The 22,942-nt window shown below is 65.5% G+C and carries 25 protein-coding genes; 15 read left to right on the plus strand and 10 right to left on the minus strand.

Features of this window, described 5'->3' with window-relative positions; translation table 11 throughout:
• The first annotated feature begins 4 nt into the window (after positions 1 to 4).
• Together fliQ and fliR are read left to right on the plus strand one after the other, a co-directional pair.
• Positions 5 to 274: a flagellar biosynthesis protein FliQ gene (fliQ, locus tag FHW64_RS17630; RefSeq protein WP_184528520.1), complete on the plus strand. Its 270-nt coding sequence runs from the start codon at positions 5 to 7 to the stop codon at positions 272 to 274.
• A 13-nt stretch (positions 275 to 287) separates the two neighbouring features.
• On the plus strand, positions 288 to 1,079 hold the full coding sequence (fliR, locus tag FHW64_RS17635; protein ID WP_184528522.1) for a flagellar biosynthetic protein FliR: 792 nt from the start codon (positions 288 to 290) through the stop codon (positions 1,077 to 1,079).
• Positions 1,080 to 1,104: 25 nt separating this feature from the next.
• On the opposite strand, the gene FHW64_RS17640 is transcribed toward fliR, so the two are convergent.
• From FHW64_RS17640 to FHW64_RS17650, 3 genes are all read right to left on the minus strand, one after another.
• Complete coding sequence (locus tag FHW64_RS17640) at positions 1,105 to 2,424, minus strand: Nramp family divalent metal transporter (RefSeq protein ID WP_184528524.1); 1,320 nt, start codon at positions 2,422 to 2,424, stop codon at positions 1,105 to 1,107.
• Between the two features lie 42 nt (positions 2,425 to 2,466).
• Positions 2,467 to 4,122, minus strand: a complete 1,656-nt coding sequence (locus tag FHW64_RS17645; protein WP_311733324.1) for a Na/Pi cotransporter family protein — start codon at positions 4,120 to 4,122, stop codon at positions 2,467 to 2,469.
• A gap of 242 nt (positions 4,123 to 4,364) precedes the next feature.
• Positions 4,365 to 5,720 carry a mannitol dehydrogenase family protein gene (locus FHW64_RS17650; RefSeq protein WP_311733325.1) on the minus strand — a complete coding sequence of 452 codons (1,356 nt, stop codon included), beginning with the start codon at positions 5,718 to 5,720 and terminating at the stop codon, positions 4,365 to 4,367.
• A gap of 171 nt (positions 5,721 to 5,891) precedes the next feature.
• Here FHW64_RS17650 and FHW64_RS17655 point away from each other — a divergent pair, with 171 nt between their 5' ends.
• From FHW64_RS17655 to manD, 8 genes are all read left to right on the plus strand, one after another.
• Positions 5,892 to 6,626: a FadR/GntR family transcriptional regulator gene (locus tag FHW64_RS17655; protein WP_184528528.1), complete on the plus strand. Its 735-nt coding sequence runs from the start codon at positions 5,892 to 5,894 to the stop codon at positions 6,624 to 6,626.
• A gap of 81 nt (positions 6,627 to 6,707) precedes the next feature.
• Positions 6,708 to 7,538: an ABC transporter substrate-binding protein gene (locus FHW64_RS17660; RefSeq protein ID WP_184529199.1), complete on the plus strand. Its 831-nt coding sequence runs from the start codon at positions 6,708 to 6,710 to the stop codon at positions 7,536 to 7,538.
• 88 nt (positions 7,539 to 7,626) lie between these two features.
• A complete protein-coding gene (locus tag FHW64_RS17665) occupies positions 7,627 to 8,466 on the plus strand; it encodes a substrate-binding periplasmic protein (protein ID WP_409350628.1) in 840 nt (279 codons plus the stop codon).
• A gap of 5 nt (positions 8,467 to 8,471) precedes the next feature.
• Positions 8,472 to 9,509, plus strand: coding sequence for an L-idonate 5-dehydrogenase (locus tag FHW64_RS17670; RefSeq protein WP_184528530.1), 1,038 nt, complete (start codon positions 8,472 to 8,474; stop codon positions 9,507 to 9,509).
• A 17-nt stretch (positions 9,510 to 9,526) separates the two neighbouring features.
• Positions 9,527 to 10,192: an amino acid ABC transporter permease gene (locus tag FHW64_RS17675; RefSeq protein ID WP_184528531.1), complete on the plus strand. Its 666-nt coding sequence runs from the start codon at positions 9,527 to 9,529 to the stop codon at positions 10,190 to 10,192.
• Between the two features lie 15 nt (positions 10,193 to 10,207).
• The gene (locus FHW64_RS17680; protein ID WP_184528533.1) at positions 10,208 to 10,867 is read left to right on the plus strand and encodes an amino acid ABC transporter permease; all 660 of its coding nucleotides are present in this window, start codon (positions 10,208 to 10,210) and stop codon (positions 10,865 to 10,867) included.
• Positions 10,864 to 11,625: an amino acid ABC transporter ATP-binding protein gene (locus FHW64_RS17685; RefSeq protein WP_221210375.1), complete on the plus strand. Its 762-nt coding sequence runs from the start codon at positions 10,864 to 10,866 to the stop codon at positions 11,623 to 11,625. Before FHW64_RS17680 ends, FHW64_RS17685 begins: the two co-directional genes overlap by 4 nt.
• Positions 11,626 to 11,653: 28 nt before the next feature.
• Entirely contained in the window at positions 11,654 to 12,865 is a 1,212-nt protein-coding gene (gene manD / locus FHW64_RS17690; RefSeq protein WP_184528535.1) for a D-mannonate dehydratase ManD, read from the plus strand.
• Positions 12,866 to 12,874: 9 nt separating this feature from the next.
• On the opposite strand, the gene FHW64_RS17695 is transcribed toward manD, so the two are convergent.
• The 3 genes from FHW64_RS17695 to FHW64_RS17705 all read right to left on the minus strand — a co-directional run bounded on the left by FHW64_RS17695 (position 12,875) and on the right by FHW64_RS17705 (position 15,385).
• Positions 12,875 to 13,189: a FlxA-like family protein gene (locus FHW64_RS17695; RefSeq protein ID WP_184528537.1), complete on the minus strand. Its 315-nt coding sequence runs from the start codon at positions 13,187 to 13,189 to the stop codon at positions 12,875 to 12,877.
• An 82-nt stretch (positions 13,190 to 13,271) separates the two neighbouring features.
• A complete protein-coding gene (locus FHW64_RS17700; RefSeq protein WP_184528539.1) occupies positions 13,272 to 13,703 on the minus strand; it encodes a hypothetical protein in 432 nt (143 codons plus the stop codon).
• Entirely contained in the window at positions 13,700 to 15,385 is a 1,686-nt protein-coding gene (locus FHW64_RS17705) for an alpha/beta hydrolase (RefSeq protein WP_184535973.1), read from the minus strand. The genes FHW64_RS17700 and FHW64_RS17705 overlap by 4 nt, the downstream gene beginning before the upstream one ends.
• 62 nt (positions 15,386 to 15,447) lie before the next feature.
• On the opposite strand from FHW64_RS17705, the gene mddA reads away from it, so the two are divergent.
• Positions 15,448 to 16,224, plus strand: a complete 777-nt coding sequence (mddA, locus tag FHW64_RS17710) for a methanethiol S-methyltransferase (RefSeq protein ID WP_221210374.1) — start codon at positions 15,448 to 15,450, stop codon at positions 16,222 to 16,224.
• A gap of 6 nt (positions 16,225 to 16,230) precedes the next feature.
• Here the strand turns inward: mddA and FHW64_RS17715 are convergent, their stop codons facing one another.
• The gene (locus FHW64_RS17715) at positions 16,231 to 17,826 is read right to left on the minus strand and encodes an aryl-sulfate sulfotransferase (RefSeq protein ID WP_184528544.1); all 1,596 of its coding nucleotides are present in this window, start codon (positions 17,824 to 17,826) and stop codon (positions 16,231 to 16,233) included.
• Positions 17,827 to 17,984: 158 nt separating this feature from the next.
• Here FHW64_RS17715 and FHW64_RS17720 point away from each other — a divergent pair, with 158 nt between their 5' ends.
• Entirely contained in the window at positions 17,985 to 18,803 is an 819-nt protein-coding gene (locus FHW64_RS17720) for a S9 family peptidase (protein WP_184528546.1), read from the plus strand.
• A gap of 75 nt (positions 18,804 to 18,878) precedes the next feature.
• A complete protein-coding gene (locus FHW64_RS17725) occupies positions 18,879 to 19,295 on the plus strand; it encodes a nuclear transport factor 2 family protein (RefSeq protein WP_184528548.1) in 417 nt (138 codons plus the stop codon).
• A gap of 257 nt (positions 19,296 to 19,552) precedes the next feature.
• Here the strand turns inward: FHW64_RS17725 and FHW64_RS17730 are convergent, their stop codons facing one another.
• Complete coding sequence (locus tag FHW64_RS17730; protein ID WP_184528550.1) at positions 19,553 to 19,699, minus strand: hypothetical protein; 147 nt, start codon at positions 19,697 to 19,699, stop codon at positions 19,553 to 19,555.
• A 122-nt stretch (positions 19,700 to 19,821) separates the two neighbouring features.
• Here FHW64_RS17730 and FHW64_RS17735 point away from each other — a divergent pair, with 122 nt between their 5' ends.
• Positions 19,822 to 21,027 (plus strand): DUF2252 domain-containing protein, encoded by a 1,206-nt coding sequence (locus tag FHW64_RS17735; protein ID WP_184528552.1) that lies wholly within the window; start codon positions 19,822 to 19,824, stop codon positions 21,025 to 21,027.
• A gap of 66 nt (positions 21,028 to 21,093) precedes the next feature.
• Positions 21,094 to 21,255 carry a hypothetical protein gene (locus FHW64_RS17740; protein ID WP_184528554.1) on the plus strand — a complete coding sequence of 54 codons (162 nt, stop codon included), beginning with the start codon at positions 21,094 to 21,096 and terminating at the stop codon, positions 21,253 to 21,255.
• Here the strand turns inward: FHW64_RS17740 and FHW64_RS17745 are convergent.
• Together FHW64_RS17745 and flgL are read right to left on the minus strand one after the other, a co-directional pair.
• The gene (locus tag FHW64_RS17745) at positions 21,245 to 21,610 is read right to left on the minus strand and encodes a hypothetical protein (RefSeq protein ID WP_184528556.1); all 366 of its coding nucleotides are present in this window, start codon (positions 21,608 to 21,610) and stop codon (positions 21,245 to 21,247) included. The genes FHW64_RS17740 and FHW64_RS17745 overlap by 11 nt on opposite strands.
• A 100-nt stretch (positions 21,611 to 21,710) precedes the next feature.
• Positions 21,711 to 22,919 (minus strand): flagellar hook-associated protein FlgL, encoded by a 1,209-nt coding sequence (gene flgL, locus FHW64_RS17750; protein WP_184528558.1) that lies wholly within the window; start codon positions 22,917 to 22,919, stop codon positions 21,711 to 21,713.
• Between the last annotated feature and the right edge of the window lie 23 nt (positions 22,920 to 22,942).

Consider the following 22,942-nt stretch of genomic DNA (forward strand, 5'->3'; position numbering starts at 1 on the left):
CGCGATGACCCCCGAATCAGTCATGACCATCGGCAGCCAGGCCATCCAGGTGTCGCTGATGCTTGGTGCGCCGCTGCTGCTGGTGGCGCTCGTGATCGGCCTGGTGATCAGCATCTTCCAGGCAGCCACGCAGATCAACGAAGCGACGCTGTCCTTCATCCCCAAGCTGGTCGCGATCTTCCTCACGCTGATCATCGCGGGGCCGTGGATGCTCGAGAAGATGCTCGACTACATCCGCGGGCTGTTCATGAGCATTCCGCAGCTCGTGGGCTAAGGCCCCTGCGTTGATGCCTCAGGTCTTCTCGGTCACCTCCGCGCAGCTCACCGCGTGGCTGGTGGCCTTTCTCTGGCCCTTCGTGCGCATGCTGGCGCTGGTCAGTACTGCGCCAGTGCTCGGCGAAGGCACGGTGCCACGGCAGGTCAAGGTCGGCTTCGCAGCCTTGTTCGCGATTCTTCTCTCACCCACACTCGGGCCGATGCCCAATGTGCCGATCGTCTCGGCCGGCGGCGTGTGGATCATCATCCAGCAGGTGCTGATCGGCGCGGCCATGGGCTTCACCATGAAGCTGGTCTTCACCGCGGTGCTTGCTGCGGGCGAGTACATCGGCCTGCAGATGGGCCTGTCGTTCGCGTCCTTCTTCGACCCGATGAACGGCGGCGCAACGATGGTGGTGGCGCGCTTCCTCAACATGCTCGCGATGCTGATCTTCATCGCGGTGGACGGCCACCTGATGATGATCGCGGCGCTCGCCGAGAGCTTTCAGGCGCTGCCGATCTCGGATGCGCCGCTCAATGCCAACGGATGGTTGGTCATCGCCTTGGGCGGTGCGCAGATCTTCGCGACCGGGCTGATGCTGTCGCTGCCGCTCGTCACTGCGCTGCTCACGCTCAACCTGGCGATGGGCATTCTCAACCGCGCCTCGCCGCAGTTCAGCATCTTCGCAGTCGGCTTTCCGCTGACGCTGCTCGCGGGCATCGGCATGCTGCAACTGCTGATGCCGCATTTGGGCGCCATGCTCACGCCGCGGTTCGATGCGGGGATCGAGGCAATGCTGCAGCTGGTGCAGGGGTTGCGATAGGCGCTCGAACACCGGCAGGAGTCGCTCAAGCGCCGAGCACGGACAGCGTGAGCCAGAGGTTCGCTGCAGTAACGACCGCAAAGAGAACCCAGGTCGTCACCTGCACCCATCGCCCGCTGACAAAGTCACCCATCATGGCGCGACTGCCCGTGAACCGGGCCAACGGCCAGATCGCGAATGGCAACTGGAATCCCAGGACGACCTGGCTGAACACCAGCAGCTTGCCGACCGCGCCCTCCCCCAACCAGAGCACGCCGGCAAACGCGGGAACAAGTGCCAGCGCCCGCGTGATCAGGCGGCGCTGCCAGCACGGAATCTTCAGATCCAGGAAGCCTTCCATGATCACCTGCCCGGCAATCGTTCCGGTAAAGGTGGAGCTCTGGCCGGAGGCCAACAGCGCGATGCCGAAGAGCGTCGCTGCCAGGGCACTTCCGACGGCCGGCTCGATGAGCCGGTAGGCCTCCTCGATGCCGGTCACCTCGCGATGGCCGCTGTCGTGGAAGGCGCTGGCGGCGAGGATCATGATCGCCGCGTTCACGAAGAGCGCGAGCGTGAGCGAGATCACCGTATCCAGCGTGCCGAGCTTCACGGCTTCCCTGCGCGCTGCATCGGTCTCCGCGATCACGCGCGTCTGGATGATCGATGAATGAAGATAGAGGTTGTGGGGCATGACCGTCGCGCCGACGATGCCGATGGCCAGGTACAGCGCACCGGGCTGCTGAAGCCGCTCCAGGCTGGGCCCGAAGCCCATCGCCACACCGAACCAGTTCGGCGGCGACATGGCCAGTTCCACCATGAAGCAGCCGGCGATGGTGACCACCAGTCCGAGCACGATCGCCTCGACACGGCGAAAGCCGGCACCCTGCAGACCCAGCACCAGCAGCGTGTCGAACGCCGTGATGCCGATCCCGACCGGAATCGATACACCGAACAGCAGGTGCAGCGCGAGCGCACTGCCAAGCACTTCCGCAAGGTCGCAGGCGACGATGGCGAGTTCCGCGCCGAGCCACAGGAAGCGATTGACCGTCGGGCCGTAGTGGTCGCGGCAGGCACGGGCAAGGTCCTTGCCGGTCACCACGCCGAGGCGGACGCATAGCGTCTGCAGCAGCATCGCCGCCACACTCGCCAGCAGGACCACGAAGAGCAGGCCGTATCCGAAGCGCGAGCCGGCCTCGATGTCGGTGGCCCAATTGCCGGGGTCCATGTAGCCCACCGACACCAGCAGGCCAGGGCCGGCAAAACGCAGCAGCTTCTTCCAAAGGGGAAGCCCGGGATCAACGGCAATGCTGCCGCGTACTTCGGAAGGACAGAACGGCGCAGTGGCGGTGCGGGGCAGGCGAAACATCCGACGATTCAATCACGGAACATCGCTCGCCCGGTGTCGAAGCTACAGCCCCTGCTCCTTCACCGTCTTCGCAATCCGCCGCGTGAATCGCGCGATCTGCCGGATCGCCTCGATGAGATCGGTGGCGCGACGGAAGTCCAGCACGTCGGTCTTCTCGTCCATCCTGAGCTTGTCCAGAACGCTTCGGCGCGCCGCGGCGGCGAGGGTGTCGATCTCTGCCTTCGCGCCCTTGACGACTGCCGCGCTCTCCTCCTCGGGACGGAGCAAGCCAAGGACCTGCTCGAGATGGGCGACGACGGCCTCGACGAAATGGGTGGTGTGCTCGTCGCGCAGGCGGGCCAGGTCGGCGCCCTCTTCCATCCTTTGCTGGCGCCCGACGATGAGGTTGCTGGTCACCACGTCGCGGATGCCATCCAGGCTGGCCGTGACCTGCGTGAGCCCGACCATCTTCGTGCCCTCGTCCTCCGAATGCTCCACCTGCGACAGGCGGCCGATGTAGTGAAGGATCGAAGCCGTCAGGCGGTCGATTTCCTTGTCTTCCTCGAGCAGCGTCTGAAGGTCCTGCGGCTTCGATTCCCCGCCGACCGCAAGGCCCGTCTTGACGGCGCGAAGCACCATCTGGCCGAGCCGGTCCACTTCCAGGTAGACCTTTTCGAGTCCGAGGGACGCAGCCGCGAGCGATGCGTCATCGAGATAGATCGGCTCGCCGTCGCTCCGCGGCGGCTTGTCGCGAGACGGTACGAGCCACTGCGCAAACCTCGCGATCGGCCCGACGAACCAGATCAGGATCAGCGTGCTTGCGACGCTGAAGATGGTGTGCGTGTTGGCCACCTGGCGCGGCGTTTCGGCCGCCAACCGGGCGACGCCATCGAGCTCCGGCGCGGTCGGCGAGATGGCCCTGACGACATCGGCGAATTGCGGGATGAAGAAGACGAAGAACAGCACCCCCATGACGTTGAACAGCAGATGCACGATGCCGACCTGCAGCGCCTCTGGAGGCCTTCCGATCGCAGCCAGCAATGCCGTTCCGACCGTGCCGACGTTCGCGCCCAGGATCAGCGCGATCCCGGCTTCCAGCGGCATGAGGCCCTGGCCCGCCAGCGCGATGATGATCGCGAGCGTCGCGGCCGAGCTCTGCACGATCGCGGTGAAGACCGCGCCGACGACGATACCCAGGAGCGGCCCCTTCATGTTCTGCATGGCGTCGATGAAGGGCTGGAAGGTGCGCAGCGGGTGGGTCGCCTCGCTCATGAACTGGATGCCCAGGAAGAGCATGCCGAAGCCGAGCACAACGCCGCCGAGTTGCCGGATCAACGCGCGGCCCGCGAACGCGTGGCAGAGGAAGCCGATCGCCAGCATGAACGGCGCGAGCGCAGACACGTTGAAGGCGATGATCTGCGCGGTCACGGTCGACCCGATGTTGGCGCCCATGATCATCGGCACCGACTGCACGAGCGTCATGAGGCCCGCCGAAACGAAGCCCACCATCAGCACGGTGGTGATCGTGGACGAGTTGAGGATGGCGGTAACGGCGGCGCCCGCCAGCACGCCGCGGACCCGGTTGGCGGTCATCTTGCCGAGCATGACCTGGAGCTTGGGCCCGGCGATCGTCTTGAGCCCGTCCGTCATCAACTCCAGGCCGAAGAGAAAGAGCGCGAGGCCCCCGAGCAGCAAGCCCACCATCTGAACGAGCTTCACCGGCGATTCCTCCTATGAGCGGCACCGGGGAAGGATTGTGCAAGGCCCGTGATGAAGGTCAAGCCGATTGCGTAGGTCGGATGCGCACGTCAAGGGATGGCTTTGTCTTTCTTGCGCCAGCCCTGGGGCCGCAGATCATGGACTCATCCAATAGGAGTCAAACATGAAGAGCATCATCCTCTGGCTTTGCGGCGTACCCATCAGCGTGATCATCCTGCTGAAGATCTTCGGGGTGTTCTGAGCTAGCCGGCAACGACCTCATCGAGCGCCGCTGCCATGCCGGCGGACTCGATGCGGCGCAGCCAATGGGCCACGCGCGGCGCCCAGCGCGGGTCGTCCGCATAGCCGGCCGGCCAGACTGTGGCGACCGAGAGCAGCGCACGCACGGTGCTCTCGACGTCGCCCGCATGCTGGCGGGCCAGCGCCTGAAGCGCATCCGCCTGCGGGTCCGACATCGTGTAGGGGCGCCCGGCTTCGTCTTCGCCGCGCAAATAGCGCATCCAGGCAGCGCAGGCGAGTGCCAGAGGCTCGATCTCGCGCCCTGCGGCCAACGCATCGCGCAATGCCGGTCCCCAGCGCAGCGGGATCTTCAACGAACTGTCGCTCGCGATCTGGTGAGCGCGGTGGTGCAGGTGTGGATTGGCGAATCGCTCCAGCAGCGCGTCGCGGTAGTCAGGCAGGCCGGGCCGTTTGAGGCTCGGCATGGCCACGCGCGTCATGAACGCATATACGAAGCGCCGCACACCCGGCACGGCCATGCCATCGGCGACCGTCGCCCAGCCTTGCACTGCGCCGACCATGGCCAGCGCCGTATGGCTCCCGTTGAGCATGCGCAGCTTGGCGTCCTCGAAGGGCTTGACGTCCTCCACGACCGTCACTCCGGCCTGCGCAAGCAACGCCGCGTCGGACGGGTCGGCCATGCGCCGCTCGATCACCCATTCCCAAAAAGCCTCCGTGCTGAGCGCGCCGCGGTCGTCGACCCCCAGCGCCGCGGCGGCCGCGTCGTACTGCGCCCGGGTCGCGGCAGGGACGATGCGGTCGACCATGCTGTTGGGGAATGCGCATCGCGCCTCGATCCACGCGGCCAGCGCGGGGTCTCGCGCGGTTGCATCCGACATGCACAGCGCCTGAAGCTTCCGGCCGTTGTCCGAGAGGTTGTCGCACGAGGCCACGGTGACGCCCGGCAGGCCAGATGCCTTTCGGCGCCCGAGGCCATCCACGATCAATGCGGCCAGGTCCGGCGTGTAACCCTTCTCCGTCACAGTCAGGGTGATCCAGCGCGCTGCCGGAGCGGCGATGGCGTCGACGACCTGCTGCCGATCGCGCGCCGCAACGCAAGTGCGCAGCAGCGCGCCGGGAATCTCCCAGCGGACCGAGCCTGCATCCGCGATCTGCACTGCGTAGAGGCCGTCCTGCGCAGCCAGGTCGTCCGCAAGTTGCGTGCTGCGCATGGCCACGCCGACCACGCCCCAGCGCGAGTCGCCGCCCGCGAGGAGCCGCTCGTAGACCAGGGCTTGATGCGCCCGGTGAAAGGCGCCCAGGCCGAGATGGACCACGCCGGGCTGGGCACCGCTGCGGCTGGAATCTGGTAGGACCACTTTGGCACCGGAATCAAGTGCGGACGCGGGCAGAGCGCTGAGTTGGCTAGAGGCAAGACGGGGCAAAGACATGGATGAATTAAATCCGTGGACCGACCAATCCCTATTCTGGTAAACCACTATGGGCCTCTCGGCACACCAATCGAATAATTGGTCCAACCACTTTTGACCATGAACCTCAAGCTCATTCCCGGTAACGCACAGGCCGAAGGCACTTCCAAGGTTGGAGAGCGCTCGTACCTGCGCCTGGCGGCGTCGATCATGGAGCTCATCCGCCAGGGCGAGATCAAGCCCGGCGAACGCCTTCCCGCCGAGCGCGTGCTGGCCGAGCGCTTCGACGTGAGCCGCACCGCCGTGCGCGAAGCGACGATCTCCCTCGAAATCCAGGGCGTGGTTGAAGTGCGCGGCGGCTCCGGCGTGTATGTCGCGCAGACGCCCGCACGCAGCCCGGTCGTCACGCCTTTCATGCCTGCGTCCGAGCCGGGCCCCTTCGAGCTGCTGCGCGCACGCTGCCTGATCGAGGCCGAGATCGCCGGGCAGGCCGCGCAAGTGCGCAAGGACTCGGACCTCGACCGCATCTTTTCGGCGCTCACCGAGATGCACGAGCAGATGGACAACAAGGAGGCCAATGCCGAGGCCGATCGCCTGTTCCATGTGCGCATCGCCGAATCGACCGGCAACAGCGTGCTGATGCAGATGGTCACTGCCCTGTGGGCCCAGGCACGCGGCCCGATCTGGACCAAGATCGAGCACCACTTCCATACCCCCGAGCTGCGCCTGGCCTCGCATGCGGACCACCAGCGCATCTTCAACGCGCTGCTCGCGCGCGACGCCGATGCCTCGCGTGCCGCCATGCGCGCGCACATCGAGCGCGTGATCACCGAATTCGCCCAGGCCTGGCGCTGAACGCGACACAGGCCCCGGAGCCACTTCAATACCAACAGGAGACAAACCGTGCAATCCACTGCCCTGCCTCATCGCGGCGTCATGCGCCGCGCTCTTGCCTGCGCCGCCCTGGCCATCGCAGGTGCTGCACCCGTTCTTGCCACGGCGCAGACGCCGCCCGGGCCGGGCGTCAGCCCGCGCATCGACGCGATCCGCAAGTCTGGCGAGTTGCGTGTGGGCGTGCTGCAGAACGCGCCTTGGCTGATCGAGAACACCACCGGCAGCGGCGAACCCTGGAGTGGTCCGGCCTGGCTGCTGGCCAACGAGTACGCACGCCTGCTCGGCGTGAAGCTGCGCACGGTGGCGGTGTCGCACGAGACCAAGGTGCCCGTGCTGGCGGCCAATCAGGTCGACATGACGATCAGCCCGCTGGGTGAAACGCCGGAGCGGCTCAAGGTAGTGGACTTCGTCCTCTATTCGAGCACCAGCATCTGCATGTTCGGACGCGCCGACAACGCGCGCTTCTCGAAGGCGACATCGGTCGACGACCTGAACAATCCCGAAGTGACGATCGCCTACTTCACCGGCGGCGCGGAGGAGAACTGGGTCAAGGAACGCTTCCCCAAGGCGCGTCTGCGCGCGGTGGCCAGTTCGGGCGCGACGGCGCCGGTCGAGGAAGTCATGGCCCGCCGCGCCGACGCGGCCCCCATCAACCGCGTGCCATGGGTCGGCCTGCAGCGCAAGGTCAAGGGACTCGCCGTCCTGCCGCAAGCCGACAACTGCCAGCACAGCACCGAGAAGGCATCGCCGGTCGGCCTGGCCGTCGACAAGAACCAGGGGCCTTATCTCGACTGGCTGCGTCAGGTCGCGAAGACCATGCAGCCCAAGCTCGATGCCGACGAGGCGCGCGTGATCCAGGCGCAAGCCCAATAAACCTGACTGGCCTGCCCTCCGGGCAGTCCGTCACTCCACCGCCAGACAAGCCAGACAGCGCCGCGATCGCGGCGTTGAGGAGACACTCGTGAACACACTCGGCAACATCACCCTGCGCGCCGCGCTCTCGGCCGCTCTTGCATTCACCGCAACGGCCGCCCTCGCTCAGACGCCGCCACCCCCCGGCGCCAGCGCACGCGTCGACGCCATTCGCAAGGCGGGTGTGCTGCGCGTGGGCGTGGTCAACAACCCGCCCTGGCTCTCGCAGAACACAACCGGCAACGGCGAGCCGTGGTCGGGCCCCTCATGGACGCTGGGCAAGGAGTTCGCCAAGCTGCTTGACGTGAAGATCGAGCCCGTGCTCGTCAGCCACGAGACCAAGGTGCCGGCGCTCGTGTCCAACCAGATGGACATCATGATCGGCCCGCTCAACGAGACGGCCGAGCGCGCGAAGATCATCGACTTCGTCACCTTCTCCAACACCGGCGTGTGCATGTTCGGCCGCGCGAACAATCCGAAGTTCACGTCCGCGAAGTCGCTCGAGGACTTCAACAAGCCGGAGATGACCCTCGCCTACTTCTCCGGCGCCGGCGAAGAGCCGCTGATGAAGCAGACCTTCGGCAACGCCAAGCTGCGCGGCGTGACGAACTCGGGCTCGGTGGCGCCGATCGAGGAAGTGATGGCGGGCCGCTCCGACGCAGCGCCTCTCAACCGGATGCTCTGGCCCAACATCAGCAAGAAGGTCAAGGGGCTGGCGGTGTTCCCGTCAGAGAACGACTGCCAGGACAGCCGGATCTTCCAGCTCGACACCGGCATGGGCGTGGCCAAGGACCAGAAGGTCTACCTGGACTGGCTGCGCGCCGTCGCGCAGCGCATGCAACCTGCGCTGACGCAGGAAGAGCGCGAAGCCACCAAGAACCTCAAGTAGCCGTCATGCTGAACTGTGCCATTCACGCTGCGCGCGACCTGCGCGTGGACGACGTCGCGCCCGAAGCGATTTCACCGACGCAGGTTCGCGTGGCGGTGAAGGCCGTTGGCATCTGCGGCTCCGACCTGCACTATTTCCAGCACGGCCGCGTGGGCGACTTCGTGATCCGCGCGCCGCTCACGCCGGGCCACGAAGCATCCGGCCAGGTGCTCGAAGTGGGCGCGCAAGTGACGCACGTCAAGCCGGGCGACCGCGTGGCGCTGGACCCCGCGCGCACCTGCGGCACCTGCCGCTTCTGCCGCATGGGCGCCTCCAACCATTGCGAGAACGTGCACTTCTTCGGCAGCGCGAGCCGCTGGCCGCACATGCAGGGCGCGATGCGCGAGCAGGTCGTCGTCGAAGCGTTCCAGTGCGTGCCGGTGCCTGCAGACCTGCCCTTCGAGATCGCCGCCTTCGGCGAGCCGCTGGCGGTGGCACTGCACGCGGTGCACGCCGCAGGCTCGCTGCTGGGCAAGACCGTGATGGTGGTGGGCGCCGGACCGATCGGCGCGCTCACGCTCATGGCGGCAAAGCTGGCGGGCGCCAGCCGGCTGATCGCGGTGGACATCGTGGACCACACGCTGGCCGCATGCGCGCAAGTGGGCGCGACGCAGACCATCAACATCGCCGCCGACCCGCAAGGCCTCGACGCACTCGCCGCGGGCAAGGGCCAGGTCGATGTGAGCTTCGAGGCGGCCGGCCACTACAGCGCGCTGGGCAACTGCATCCGCGTCACGCGCCCTCGCGGCACGGTGGTGCAGATCGGCACGCTCAATGGCAGCAGCGAGGGATGCCCCTTCAACCAGATCATGGTCAAGAGCCTCTCGTACGTGGGCACCTTCCGCTTCGTGGACGAGTACGCCTGGTCGGTGGACTACCTCGCGCGCGGCGTGGTGGATGTCTCGCCCCTGCTCACGGCTGCCGTTCCCGTCGCAAGAGTGCACGAGGCCTTCGAACTCGCAGCCGATCGCCATCGCGCGATGAAGGTCATGGTCACCTTCTGACCCGGGCAGCAGAGAACATGGACTTCGACTTCTCCCCGATCGCCGAAAACTGGCGCTTCTTCGCCAGCGGGCTGGGTGTGACGGTCGCGCTGAGCATCGTCAGCGCGATCACCAGCATGCTGGCAGGCCTCTTCATCGCGCTGCTTCGCCTGTACGGCCCGAACTGGCTGCGGCCGCTGCTGGTGTTCTACATCGACACCATGCGCGCCATTCCGGTGCTGGTGGTGCTGGTGTGGATGTACTTCGCGTTTCCCATCCTGGTGGGCATCACGCTGCCGCCCTTCTGGGCCGCACTGGTGGCTTTGACGCTGCATATCGCCGCCTACGCAGCCGAGGTGATGCGCGCGGGCATCGAGTCGGTGCGGCCGGGGCAGACGCGCGCCGCGCTGGCGCTGGGCATGTCGCGCGCCCAGTTGCTGCGCAAGGTGGTGCTGCCACAAGCGACCATCCGGATGCTGCCGGCCTTCGGCTCCATCCTCACGATGGCGATCAAGGACACTGCCATCGCGACCGTGATCGCCGTGCCCGAGCTGATGCACAGCGCCGAAACCGTCGCCGGCCAGAGCTACCGGCCGGTGGAGGTCTACACCGCCGTGATGGTCGCCTACTTCTGCATCCTGTTCCCCGTGACCCGCGGCGTGGACAGGCTCTACCAGCGCGTGGCCCACTTGGGTCGTTCATGAACGAGGACGGACACCATGCAATTTGACTGGTCCGTCGTCTGGACACATCGCGAGGCACTGCTGCAAGGCGCTGCGCTGACCGTGGTGCTTACCGTCGTCACCATGCTGCTGGCCGTGCCGGGCGGCATCGTGCTGGCGCTGATGCGCCTGTCGACCAACCCCGTGCTGAGCAACCTGTCGCTGGCCTTCGTGGAGTTCTTCCGCAACCTGCCGCTGATCCTGGTCATCTACTGGGTGTTCTATGTGATGCCGATGGCGGCCGACGTGCAGTTCTCGCCGCTCACCACCGCGCTGGTGGCACTGGTGTGCAACGTGTCGGCCTACAACGCCGAGACCTTCCGCGCCGGCATCAACTCGATCCGCAAGGGCCAGATGGAAGCGGCCCTGGCAATGGGCATGTCGCGCCGGCAGGCGATGTTCAAGGTGGTGATCCCTCAGGCGGCACGCCGCATCCTGCCGGTGATCGCGAGCACCTGGATCTCGCTGTTCAAGGACACCTCGCTGGTCTCGGTGATCGCGGTCGGCGAGCTGGCCTACAGCGCCATGCAGGTCCGCGCGCAGACGTTCCGCGTGCTGGAGATGCTCACCGCCATGGCCGCGATCTACTGGCTGATGGGATACCCGCAAGCCAAGCTGGTGGACTGGATCCACCGCCGTTATGGAGTGAAGGAATGAACCGCAAGAACGCCGACCAGCCGCCGGTGCTGGTGTACGAGAAGGTGCGCAAGCTCTACGGGGACTTCGTTGCCCTGCAAGGCGTGTCGCTGCAGGTGCACAAGGGCGAGGTCATGTGCCTCATCGGCCCCTCGGGCTCAGGCAAGTCCACGCTCCTGCGCTGCACCAATGCGCTCGAGACGATCGACGGCGGCCGCGTGCTCGTCGACGGCGTGCCGCTACCCACGCGCGAATCCGAGGTGCGGCAGGTGCGCCGCCGCATGGGGATGGTGTTCCAGAGCTTCGAGCTCTTTCCGCACAAGTCGGCGCTCGACAACGTGGCGATGGGCCCGATCACCGTGCTGGGCATGCCCGAGGCCGAGGCCCGCCGGCGCGCCCAGGCGCTGCTGGAGAAGGTCGGCCTCGGAAACAAGGCGGGCAACTTCCCGGCCAATCTTTCGGGCGGACAACAGCAGCGCGTGGCCATCGCGCGCGCACTGGCGATGGAGCCCGAAGTGATGCTGTTCGACGAACCCACTTCCGCGCTCGACCCGGAGACCGTCGGCGAAGTGCTCAGCGTGATGCAGAAGCTCGCGCAGGAAGGCATGACCATGATCGTCGTCACGCACGAGATGGGCTTCGCACGCCGCGTGGCCGACTGGGTGGTGGTGTTCGAGTCCGGCGCCATCATCGAGCAGGGACCACCCTCGCAGATCTTCGAAAGCCCCACCGTCGAGCGCACCCGCGACTTCCTGGGCCACCTCGGCTGGAACGGCTGAACACATCCTCCCCACACACGGAATCTCCATGAAGATCACCAACGCCCGCGTCATCGTCTGCAGCCCCGGCCGCAACTTCGTGACCCTCAAGATCGAGACCGACGAAGGCCTGACCGGCATCGGCGATGCCACGCTCAACGGCCGCGAACTCTCGGTCGCGTCCTATCTCACCGACCATGTCGTTCCCTGCCTGATCGGGCGCGACGCGCACCAGATCGAGGACATCTGGCAATTTCTCTACAAGGGCGCCTACTGGCGGCGCGGCCCGGTCACCATGAGCGCCATCGCCGCAGTCGACACGGCGCTGTGGGACATCAAGGCCAAGGCCGCAGGCCTGCCGCTCTACCAACTGCTCGGCGGCAAGAGCCGCACCGGCGTGATGGTCTACGGGCATGCCAACGGAAGCGACATCGAACACACGGTCGACGAAGTGCTGCGCTACGCCGACGCGGGCTACAAGGCGATCCGCGCGCAGAGCGGTGTGCCGGGTCTCGAGAAGGTCTATGGCGTCGGCAAGGGCACGCTGTTCTACGAGCCTGCCGATGCGGACCTGCCCTCGGAGCATGACTGGTCGACCGAGAAGTACCTGCGGCACACGCCCAAGCTATTCGAGCGCATCCGCGAGAAGCTGGGCTACGACCATCACCTGCTGCACGACGTGCATCACCGCCTGACGCCCATCGAGGCCGGACGCCTGGGCAAGGACCTGGAGCCCTTCCGCCTGTTCTGGATGGAAGACGCGACGCCGGCCGAGAACCAGGACGCTTTCCGCCTGATCCGTCAGCACACCACGACGCCCCTGGCAGTCGGCGAGATCTTCAACAGCATCTGGGACTGCAAGGGCCTGATCGAGAACCAGCTCATCGACTACATCCGCACGACGGTGGTCCACGCAGGCGGCATCACACAGCTTCGCCGGATTGCCGACCTCGCCTCGCTCTACCAGGTGCGGACGGGCTGCCACGGCGCGACCGACCTGTCTCCGGTGTGCATGGGCGCAGCCTTGCACTTCGACCTGTGGGTGCCGAACTTCGGCATCCAGGAGTACATGCGCCACACCGACGAGACCGACGCCGTGTTCCCGCACGCCTACACCTTCCAGGACGGCATGCTCTACCCCGGCGACGTGCCGGGCCATGGCGTGGACATCGACGAGGAACTGGCAGCCAAGTACCCCTACAAGCGCGCCTACCTGCCGGTCAACCGCCTGCAGCACGACGGCACGCTGTGGAACTGGTAAGGCTCGACTTCAGGCCTTGGTGTCGACCAGGCTGCCGGAGACCGAGCCCGACTTGACCTGCGAGGCACTCGCTGCCTCGGCACCCTGCATTGCGCTCTTCTGCGTCGCGGCTGCCTGCAGCGCAGTGATTTCGGCCTGGATCAGCGTGATCTGCCTGGCCAGCAGGTTCTCTTGCATCTGGGTGTCCTGCGTGCTGTCGCCCTTCTGAAGCTTGGTCAACTGCTTCTGCAGCGAAGTCAGTTGCCGTTGCAGCGCTGCGATCTGCGCGCTGATGTTGCTGCCGCCGCCCGATGCGGCGCCGCTGCTGCCGACTGCTGAAACCATGGCTTTTCCGTTCAATAAAGATCCAGAACGGGTTATCGGCAGCCGCGGCAAAAGTTGAAGGGGAGCGGATTCCCCGCGCCAGCTATCGCTGCGCCATGGAAACGGCGATCAGCGTCCAGACGATCAGCACAAGCTGAACCAGGTTGATCGAGATTGCGGCGATGTGTACCTGGCGAAATGTGCGTATGGCACCGGTCTCATCCACCTGCATCTGGGCACGGACCGCATTCATCTTCGTGATGACCGTCCGGCGCAAGCCAAACGCCAATACGGCAAGGGCCGCGGCTTCCGCCGCAAAGGCCAGCCGCCCGGCCAGCACGTAGCTCACGGCGGTCGCGCCGGCGGTGAACATCGCGATCCGGTAGTAGGTGTCGAAGAAGCCCTGCACGAACCGCGAATCCATGGGTGTGTCGTGCTTGAGGATCAGCAGCGGCACGGACCCGAAGATGAAGTAGGTCGTGATGACGAGCAGCGCCACCGTGAAGAACAGCGCCGCAATCAGGGATGGAGTCATGACGGAATGCTACGCCTGCCCTGGGGTCCGGCGGAGAAATTCAATATCGCCTCGATGACCGGCTCGCTGTCGCCAGCCCACCAGAAGTGATCGATGCCTTCGAGCGGTTGCCAGACCGCGCCGGGAATCTTTTGGGCAAGATGCTCGCCCGCCTCGAACCGGACGGCCCGGTCGCCGCGCCGGTGCATCACGAGTGTCGGCGCCCCGATGCGCCCGAGTTCCGGCCGCATGTCGGCATCACGCAGGCCGGACAGGATGGCCTCCAGCCCGCCTGGAGACGCAGCGTGCCGCACGAGGCGAGCCCACCATGCGCGCACCGCAGGGTCATCCTGCTCGCCCGGCGCAAAGGTCTCGATGCCCACGGGACCGCCCCATCCGGCCACGAGTCGCTTCAGCCAGACGTCGTACGCAGCCGCAGGCAAGGCCCACGGATAGTCCGGCGCGGCGGATCCACGCGCCAGCGCGCCGAAAAGGCACAACCCCGAGACGCGACGCGGTTGATCCACGGCCAGTCGCATCGCACCCAGGCAGCCCTCGGACGAACCGAAGAGCCATGCGCCGGGCACCTTCGCGTCATCCAGGATGGCCGAGATGTCCTGGGCCAGCGCAGCCGGCGTGCTCGCCGCGTGCAATCGCTCGGACATGCCGATCCCGCGCCGGTCGAACAGGACGACCCGGAACCGCTCTGCCAGTGCGTCGATGCATGCCCGTATCGGCGGATGCTCGAGGGCGATCTCGATATGACATACGAATCCCGGGCACACCACCAGCGCCTGTTCGCCTGACCCGAGCACCGTATAGGCGATCGCCCCGGCGGCGCTTTCGGCGAACCGCACGCTGGGTCGCACGACCCGGTTGGACCACAAGCGCTTGAGGTCTTCGGTCATCCGCAGGTACGCCATCTCGGTCTGCGGACCGGGACCGATGCCGAACTCCGCGCGCAGCACGTCCGCGCAGCGTGTGTATGCGGCCTCGACACCCGCGCTGTGGCCCTGGAGGGCGTGCAGCTGCATCAGGAGGACGTAGCTCGGTTCGCGGAAGGTATCGAGCGCCAGGAGCGTCTCGGCCAGGTCCAACGCCGCCGCAAACTCGCCGCGCCGGGCCAGTGCATCGATGACCCGCTCCAGCAGACGCGCCAGAAGGTGCTCGTGCTCGATGGAGATCGCCTTGAGCCAGTCGTCGAACGCTTCGGACCCAAGCCTGATGCCCTCCAGAAGCGGACGCCGCGCGTCGGCGATCCATCGGCGCGCTTCGGTCAGGGTGGCTTCGTCGAACGCTTCCGAGGCAACTGCATTGCGCGCAAATCGGGCAAAGCGGATTGCGTCGGTCTCGATTACCCCCGGCGCAAGCGCGAGGTAATCGTTGTCGGTCGAAAACGACCTGCATTCCACCGACTCCTCCAGCGTGTAGACGAGTCTGCGCAGGCGGGTGCGGGCTTGCGCTTCATCGGCATCCGGCCAGAGAAGCGTCGCCAGGTGGGCCCGGGGCACCGGCCCCGGGTGAAAGGCGAGATAGGCCAGCAGCGCGAACGCGCGCTTGAGCGAAAGCGGGACTTCATGGCCCTGCCTCACGACCGCGGGCACGCCGAAGACATGCAGATCCAGGGCATGCAGTTCGCTGACGGGTGATCGGGCGCGTGAAGGCATCGAGCGATTTATAGCCCCGGTGCAGCGGCGCTGCACAGGGACGCTCAAGGGACGCCCGGCGTCTACGGTGGTGCTTTCAGTTGCACAAGGAGTTCACCGTGCGCGCACTGCTGTCGTTTCTCTATGGCCTGATCGCCTACCTGGCGTCCACGGCGACCCTGCTGTATCTCATCGGCTTCAGCGGCAATCTGTGGGTCCCCAAGTCGGTCGACATCGGCCCGAGCGCAGGCTGGATGCAAGCCGTCGGCACCGACTTGCTGCTGCTGCTCCTCTTCGGCATCCAGCACAGCGTGATGGCCCGCAGAGGCTTCAAGCGCTGGTGGACGCGGATGGTTCCCGCGGTCGTCGAACGCAGCACCTACGTCGTGGCGACCTGTGTCGTCCTGGCGCTGATGTTCTGGCTCTGGGTGCCGATCACGACGCCCGTCGTCTGGCAGGTCGAGCACCGGGCCATCGTCGCGCTTCTATGGGGCCTGTTCGGGCTCGGCTGGCTGATTGTTCTCGTGAGCACGTTTCTTCTCAACCACTTCGAGCTGTTCGGCTTGCAACAGGTCTTCGCCGAGCTGACGGGCCGGCCCCCGCCGCAGAGCGGATTCAGGACACCGCTGTTCTACCGCTACGTGCGCCATCCGCTCTACGTGGGCTTCCTGATCAGCTTCTGGTCCGTGCCTGTCATGACCTTCGGGCGATTGCTGTTCGCGACCGGGCTGAGTACCTACATCCTGATCGGCATCGCATTCGAGGAGCGCGACCTCCTGGCGCAATTCGGCGAGCGGTATCGCGCCTATCGCCAGCAGGTCGGCATGTTGATCCCGCGCGTGCGGTCGTTCAGGCAAACGGCACGCAAGGCCGATCCGACCACCGCAAAGACTTGATGGGAGCTATTGGCTGAAGGTCATCGATTCGAACGGAATCGGCTGCGCGTTCCAGCTCGTGTTGCATCCGATCGTTGGGTATTCGAAATCGAATGCCACGTTCTGGCTCTCGTCCAAACCGATCAGCCGCGCGTGCGTGCCGTTGTCCGCGAACGCATAGCTGATCAGCATGGACGCGCCCACCGGCGCCTCGTAGGCGCTCGAGCAAATGCTGGAGTAGATGCTCTGGCCATTGTCGAAGCGTCGGACTTCCGTCGCAGCCTGATGCGCCGCATCGATCGAGTAGGCTGAAACCGCGCTGTAGGTGCGGCTCTCTCCCACCGGCGCGCCGGCCGGCTGATTGACGGAGCCCAGGCCATCGTTGAACACCTGCACCAGTCCGTCGTGCGTGATCGAGACGGCGTGCTGCCCGATGGGGTACAGGCCGCCCGCCGCAAGCGTCAGGCTCTTCGCCGCCAGCGAGGGGAACGTGTGCCAGTACTTCGTGGGGTCGCCGAGGATCCAGATCAGATTGCCGCTCGCGTAGTCGATCTTCACGATGAAGTTCTCGCGGCTCGAGACGATGAGCGAGTCGTCGCTCGGATCGTAGGTTGCCGCATTCATGTGGAACCAGTCGACGCCCGGTCGCACGAACGACGTCGGGTCATCGCCCTGGCTTTGCATGTAGCGCGACAGGATGTCGGCCAAGTCCCATCGCGCGAGCATGGTGGCGCTGTTCCGGTCGACTTCGACGAGCACGCTCTCGATGTTCGTCACGCCGTTGAGCGCGGTGTCGACCTCGGCCAGCAGGCCGACCTTGCCCGGATCGATGTTGTGATGGAAGTCGATGATGTCGGTCGCGACCAAGAGCGACTCGCTTGCCGTTCCGTCCAGCTCCAGGCGCCGGGTTTCGATCGGTGTGCTGTCGCCGATGACGAATCGGTCATCGACGAACAGAGACGAGGGAGACGGCATCGGGGACGGCACCGCCCACCGCATCTGCCCGTCGGTGTCGACGACCACCGGACTGCCAAGGTTGGACTTCATGTAGAAGTAGTTGAAACCCAGCGAATCGCCGGCTGCGCGAGCCTTCATGACCACCGGCCGGTCGTAGATGCCATTCGGATCGCTATAGGCAGCCGTTTCAACCTCGACGCTCAACTCCTCAGTCTGTCCGTCAGTGGTTTGCACATCGACATCGACCTGGTTCGCGTAGTTCGAATACAAACCGAAGACGGGCACCGTGATGGTGCTGCTGCCCGCAACCGCATAGCCTCGCCGCTGCAGGTAAGCCATCGCGTAGCTGACGTCGACGGGACGCGACACGGTTCCCGGTTTTGCCTCGATGCGGTAGTGCACCGAGGTTGGCGCCGCTGCACCTGACAACTGCAGGTCGACGAACGCGATGAACGGTGAGACGCCGGCACGCACGGCCGCCACGGTAACGGGCGGCGTCCCGTCCGACGGCGCCACGGCCGCAGGTGCCACCGCAGTCGCAAGCAACGCTGCCGTGTTGCTTGCACCACCGCCACCGCCTCCACAACCGCAGAGCACCAGCGCCGCTGCGGCGCAGGGAATCAGGCTCGATCGGCACACGGCTACCCTGTGAGCGCGATTGGACATGGTGCACCTCCGCTTCCTTCTTATTGGCGCGCAAGAACCATCCATGATGCCGACGCAATTCTGAGTTGAGAATTAGCGCCGGCAGCTTTCGTCATCCGCCTTGTTGATGATCTGGGCGCTGACGCTATGCTTTCCGGCCTCCAACGCAACACTCCACGATGAAGAAGTCGCTCCTCTCATGGCTGTTCGCGCTCGGTCTGTTCTCCGGCGCCGCGCCCGCCCTCGCCGCGGGCTGCGCAGTTCAGGACTTCGAACACTTTGTCAGCGCGGGCGACGAATGCCTGGTGATGGCGCGCTTCGGCGCGACCGACGCGCCCCGCACGTTGGTGGTCTGGTTGCACGGCGATGTCTCGTCAGGCGGACCGGCGGTCTATCACTATGCGGCCGCCAAGGAAGCGGCTGCGCGCTTCTCTGCCGAAGGCGTGCTCAGCGTCGCCCTGGTCCGCCCCGGCTACGAAGACGATGAGGGCCGCCACTCCAGCGGAACGAACAACGGGCGCCGCGACCACTACACGCGCGCCAACATGCAGGCGGTAGGCGCCGCGATCACCCAACTCAAGGATCACTTCAAGCCCCAACGCGTCGTGATCGTCGGTCATTCGGGCGGGGCGGCGACGGCTGCCAATCTCATGGGCATGATGCCGGGCCTGTCGGACGCCGACCTGCTGGTGGCCTGTCCCTGCGATCTGGTGAGCTGGCGCGCCGGCCGCAAGGCCTGGACGCAAAGCGAAAACCCGATGCGCTGGACGGACCCCATCAAGCCGCCCGTGCAGGTGGTTGCGATCACTGGCGGCAGCGACGACAACACCTCGCCCGACCTGGCCAGGCACTACGTCGAAGCGCTGCAGGCGCACGGCGTGAACGCCCGTTTCGAGGTCGTTCCGGGTGCCAGCCACAACGCTGCCTTTCGCTCGCCAATGGTTTCGGACGCACTGTCGAGCCTGCTCCAGCCCGACCCTAGCGGGAGCCGGCACTGAATCCTCCTCGACCGGTTGAAATGCAAAGGGGCGTGACTAGAATTTCAAGGCTTCACTGCGAACGGAGGATGCACCATGAGCAGTCCCACAGAAGTCGTTCAGCAAGCCTATGCCGCCTTCGGGCGCGGCGATATCCCGGCGATCCTCGCCGCGCTCACCGACGATATCGAGTGGCAGTTCCACGCAAGCCCGGCCACCGGTTTTCCCTACGGGGGGAAGTTCACTGGCAAGAAGGCGGTGGAGACCTGGTTCGCCACCCTCGCGCAGAACGATGACATCCAGCAGTTCGAGCCGCGCGAATTCCTTGCAGGGCCGAATCACGTGACGGTGCTGGGCTGGGAACGCGTCAGACCACTCCCCGATGGCAGCCCGTTCGACAGCGAGTGGGTTCACGTTTTCGTACTGAAGGGCGACAAGATCAGCCGCTGGATCGGCACGGCGGATACCGCCGCGCGGCAAGCCGCAGCGCGCCCCTCACCCAAGCCCTCGTGATACCCAGCCGAGGGAAAGCAGCGAGGCGCTCCACACGAGGAGCAGATAAATCCACGGCGGAACCGCCAGTTCGCGCCGGGCCAGCAGCGCGATCACCACCATGTCGATCGCTCCACCTCATCAGGCCCCGCTGCCTGATCGTCCCTGTTCGCAGTTGGGGAATGGGGCATCGGCCATCTCCTTCGACAACGTCAATTGCCCGACCTTAGGAGATCGCCCCATCCGGCGAATCCTCTGAACCTATGACGCCGTACGCATCAGTGATTCAGTAGCGAATGGATGGAATGCATCCCGGCGATGATCGCCACGGCAAGCGCGGCTGACGCCGCATGCTGGAGCACGACTCCTGCCGATGGAGGACGTGCGTTCTTGATGACCTTCAGGCGTCTGCTTCTCTGGGACATGCGTGGCATCTCCACACTATGCGGGATCAAGACTGAGTGTTCCCTGACGAATTGCGCACGACCCTTTGTCGTTTCGCGTATCGTCCCGGCGAGAGCGATCGATGCCTCAGAAGAGGAGGTGCGTGATGGATGTCGTGCGTGAGATCCGATCCTTCAATCAGGGCCGCGACCCGGACCGGCTGAAGCTCAAGTACCAGAACATGCGGTCCAGCCCGTTCGTGTTTCTTCGAGGTACCTGCCATCTCTTCTATGACCGGCTCTCTCGAATCGGCGCACCGCGCTCGGCGCCGCTGACGTGGGTTTGCGGCGACCTGCACCTGGAGAACTTCGGCAGCTACAAGGGCGACAACCGGCTTGTCTATTTCGACATCAACGATTTCGACGAGGCCGCCCTGGCACCCGCGAGCTGGGACCTGATCCGGTTCCTGACGAGTCTTCGGGTGGGTGCTGAAAGCATCGCCGTCAGATCCCGTGAAGCGCGCAAGCTCTGCGAAGTCTTCATCGAGAGCTATGCGTCCGCGCTTTGCGCCGGCAAGGCCTATTGGGTGGAACGCGACACCGCGCAGGGCCTGGTTCGCGTGCTGCTCGATGATTTGCGCGAGCGTCAGCGCACTCAGTTTCTCGCGAGCCGCACCGACATGAAGGGCCGTCGACGCATGCTGCGAACGGACGGCAAGAAGGCGCTGCCCGCATCCGATCAGCAACGGGCGCTGGCCGCGCAGGTCATCCAGCAGTTCGCCACGGGGCAGACGAACCCGAAGTTCTATGACGTTCTCGACGTAGCCCGTCGCATCGCTGGCACGGGCAGCCTCGGTGTCGACCGCTACGCGATTCTGGTCGAGGGCAAGGGCTCACCCGACGGGAACTATGTGCTGGATCTGAAGCAGGCCATGCCGTCTTCGCTGGTTCCGCATCTGAAGGTCGCACAGCCCAAATGGAAGTCGGAGGCCCACCGCGTCGTGACGCTCCAGCGCCGCGTACAGGCGGTGTCCATGGCCTTCCTGCAGCCCGTGGTCGTGAGCGGGTCTCCGTACGTTCTGCGCGCGCTTCAGCCGACCGAGGACCGCGTGGCACTGGGAGGCAAGTCGGCGCAAAGCGCGGCCGACCTCGAGGGCGTGATCACCGTGATGGCGAAGCTCGTGGCCTGGGCCCAATTGCGAAGCGCGGGGCGCGAAGGCTCGGGCATCGCCGATGAACTGGTGGACTTCGGCAAGCGCAGCAAGTGGAGAGCACGGATGCTCGAAGCGTCCATCGAAGCCGCAGCGCAGGTGCAACAGGACTGGTCCACCTACGCGGCTGCATATGACGACGGGGCCTACGCCACTTAAATTTGAGGACAAAGGTGTGCGTTTTCTCCTTGGATGGATGGAACGCGCTTGCGCACAATCGCCCGTATGGCACATCGATCAACCGACACGCAGACCTTCAGCAGCTTCGTTGCCCTGAATCGCGCCGACCGCACGCACGAGCCGGTGAAACGGGGTTTTCCTTCGGTTGCGAGGTTCGTGTTTGCAGGCGTCGCACTCGCGGTGACCGTCTGCCTGTTCATCCGATAGCAGCTTCATCGAGTCCGCACCGACGCAGGTGATCGCGCCAGTTCATCATCGGACCCACTTCGCCTGAAGGCACCGCGCGCATCAGCGCCTGCAGCACCTCGAGGTAGCTCGAAGGCGCGAGCCGGATCATCAACCTCGCGCGCGGCGCAATGCACTCGCAGGTGCCGGCGCCTTCGTTCAACAGCAATTCGCAGCGCACCACGCCTGCGCCCGCGCAGCCCGCGACGGCCTGGCGCACCCGCCAGGCATCGGCGCAGCAAACGGTGAGATGCAAGACCTGAAAGCGCTGAACCTGACGGCGCGGGACGCGCACCTGTTCAAGCACCTCGTGATCGCGGTAAGCGGCGTAAGCCATTGATGGGCACCTTTCTCCTGTGAAGATGCCTCACAGTCTGGGCGCCCGCGCATAAAAACGGTGCAAAGAATCGCGCGCGGCGCGTAAATTCCCGGATGCCTCAGAGGTAGTTGAACAGCGCGATCGAGTTCAGCTTCGCGAAGGTCATCTGCGTGGCCTGCAGCGAGGTCTGCCGCTGGTAGAACTCGGAGATGGCCGCTGTCGGATCCAGGTCCTGGATGTCCGACAGGTAGCCCTTGTCGATCAGGTCGCGCGATGAGCCGCTGGTGTTGAGCGAATCGAGTTCGGACATGCGCGAGCCCACCGACGAGAGCACCGTCAGCACGTTGTCGTGCGCGTTCGTGACCTTGACGTTGGCCGTGCTCAGTGCGTTCTGCAGATTGGCCTGCGCCGTGGCGCCGCCACCGGTGAGCGGCGTCTTGAGGGCAGTGACCAGTGCGCTGATCGACGCAAAGATGTCCGTGCCGGCGTTCTTGGCCGTGGTGACGTTGAAGGTGTCGCCATCGGCCGGCGTGCCGGTGATGCTGATCTGCAGGCCGCCGAAGCTGATCGGCGAGCCCTCGGTGTAGGCGCCCGTTGCCGCGACGACCGGCGGCGTGTCGTTGGTGGTAACCGTGTAGTTGCCGCCGAGGAAGCTGATCTGGAAGTCCTTGCCGTAGTTGGGGTCGGTCGCGTCCGTGATGCCGATGGTGCCGTAGATGCCCGAGCCGGTGTTGTTGCCGCTCGACGTGACATAGCCCGCTCCGCCCTGCACGGACTGGAACACGGTGCGCCCATCGTCTCCGGTGGACATCTGGCGTGCTGCATCGACCTGCATCAGGCGCTGGCCCTGGTCGCCGATGTACTGCACGCCGCCGCCCGCCTGCTGCACGAAAGGCGCGGATGCGCTCTTGTAGCCTGCGAAGAGGAACTGGCCGTTGCCGTCGTCCGAGTTGGCGATGCCGACGAGCTGGTCGAGGTTGCTCTGGATGGTGGTCGCGAGTGCGGCGCGGTCGGCGTCCGACAGCGTGCCGTTGCCGGCTTGCACGGTGAGCGTCTTGATGTTCTGCAGGATGTTGGTCACGCTGTCGAGCGCGGTTTCCTCGCGCGACAGGGCAAGGGACGCGCGGTCGCGGCTGGTCGCGTACTGCGACGACTCGGCCAGCGATTCGCTGACGCCGAGCGCGCGCGCGGCGGCCACCGGATCGTCACCGGCGGTGAGGAACTTGGTCCCTGCAGAGAGTTGCTGCTGGACACGGAACAGGTTCTGCTGCTGCAGACCCATGGCTTTGACGTTCTGTTCGTAGAAAGAACTGGTGCTGATGCGCATCACGGCTCCTTGAATCTATGGGT

Origin of the sequence: Variovorax sp. Sphag1AA (genome assembly GCF_014192575.1) — a bacterium.
Classification (GTDB): Bacteria; Pseudomonadota; Gammaproteobacteria; order Burkholderiales; family Burkholderiaceae_C; genus Variovorax.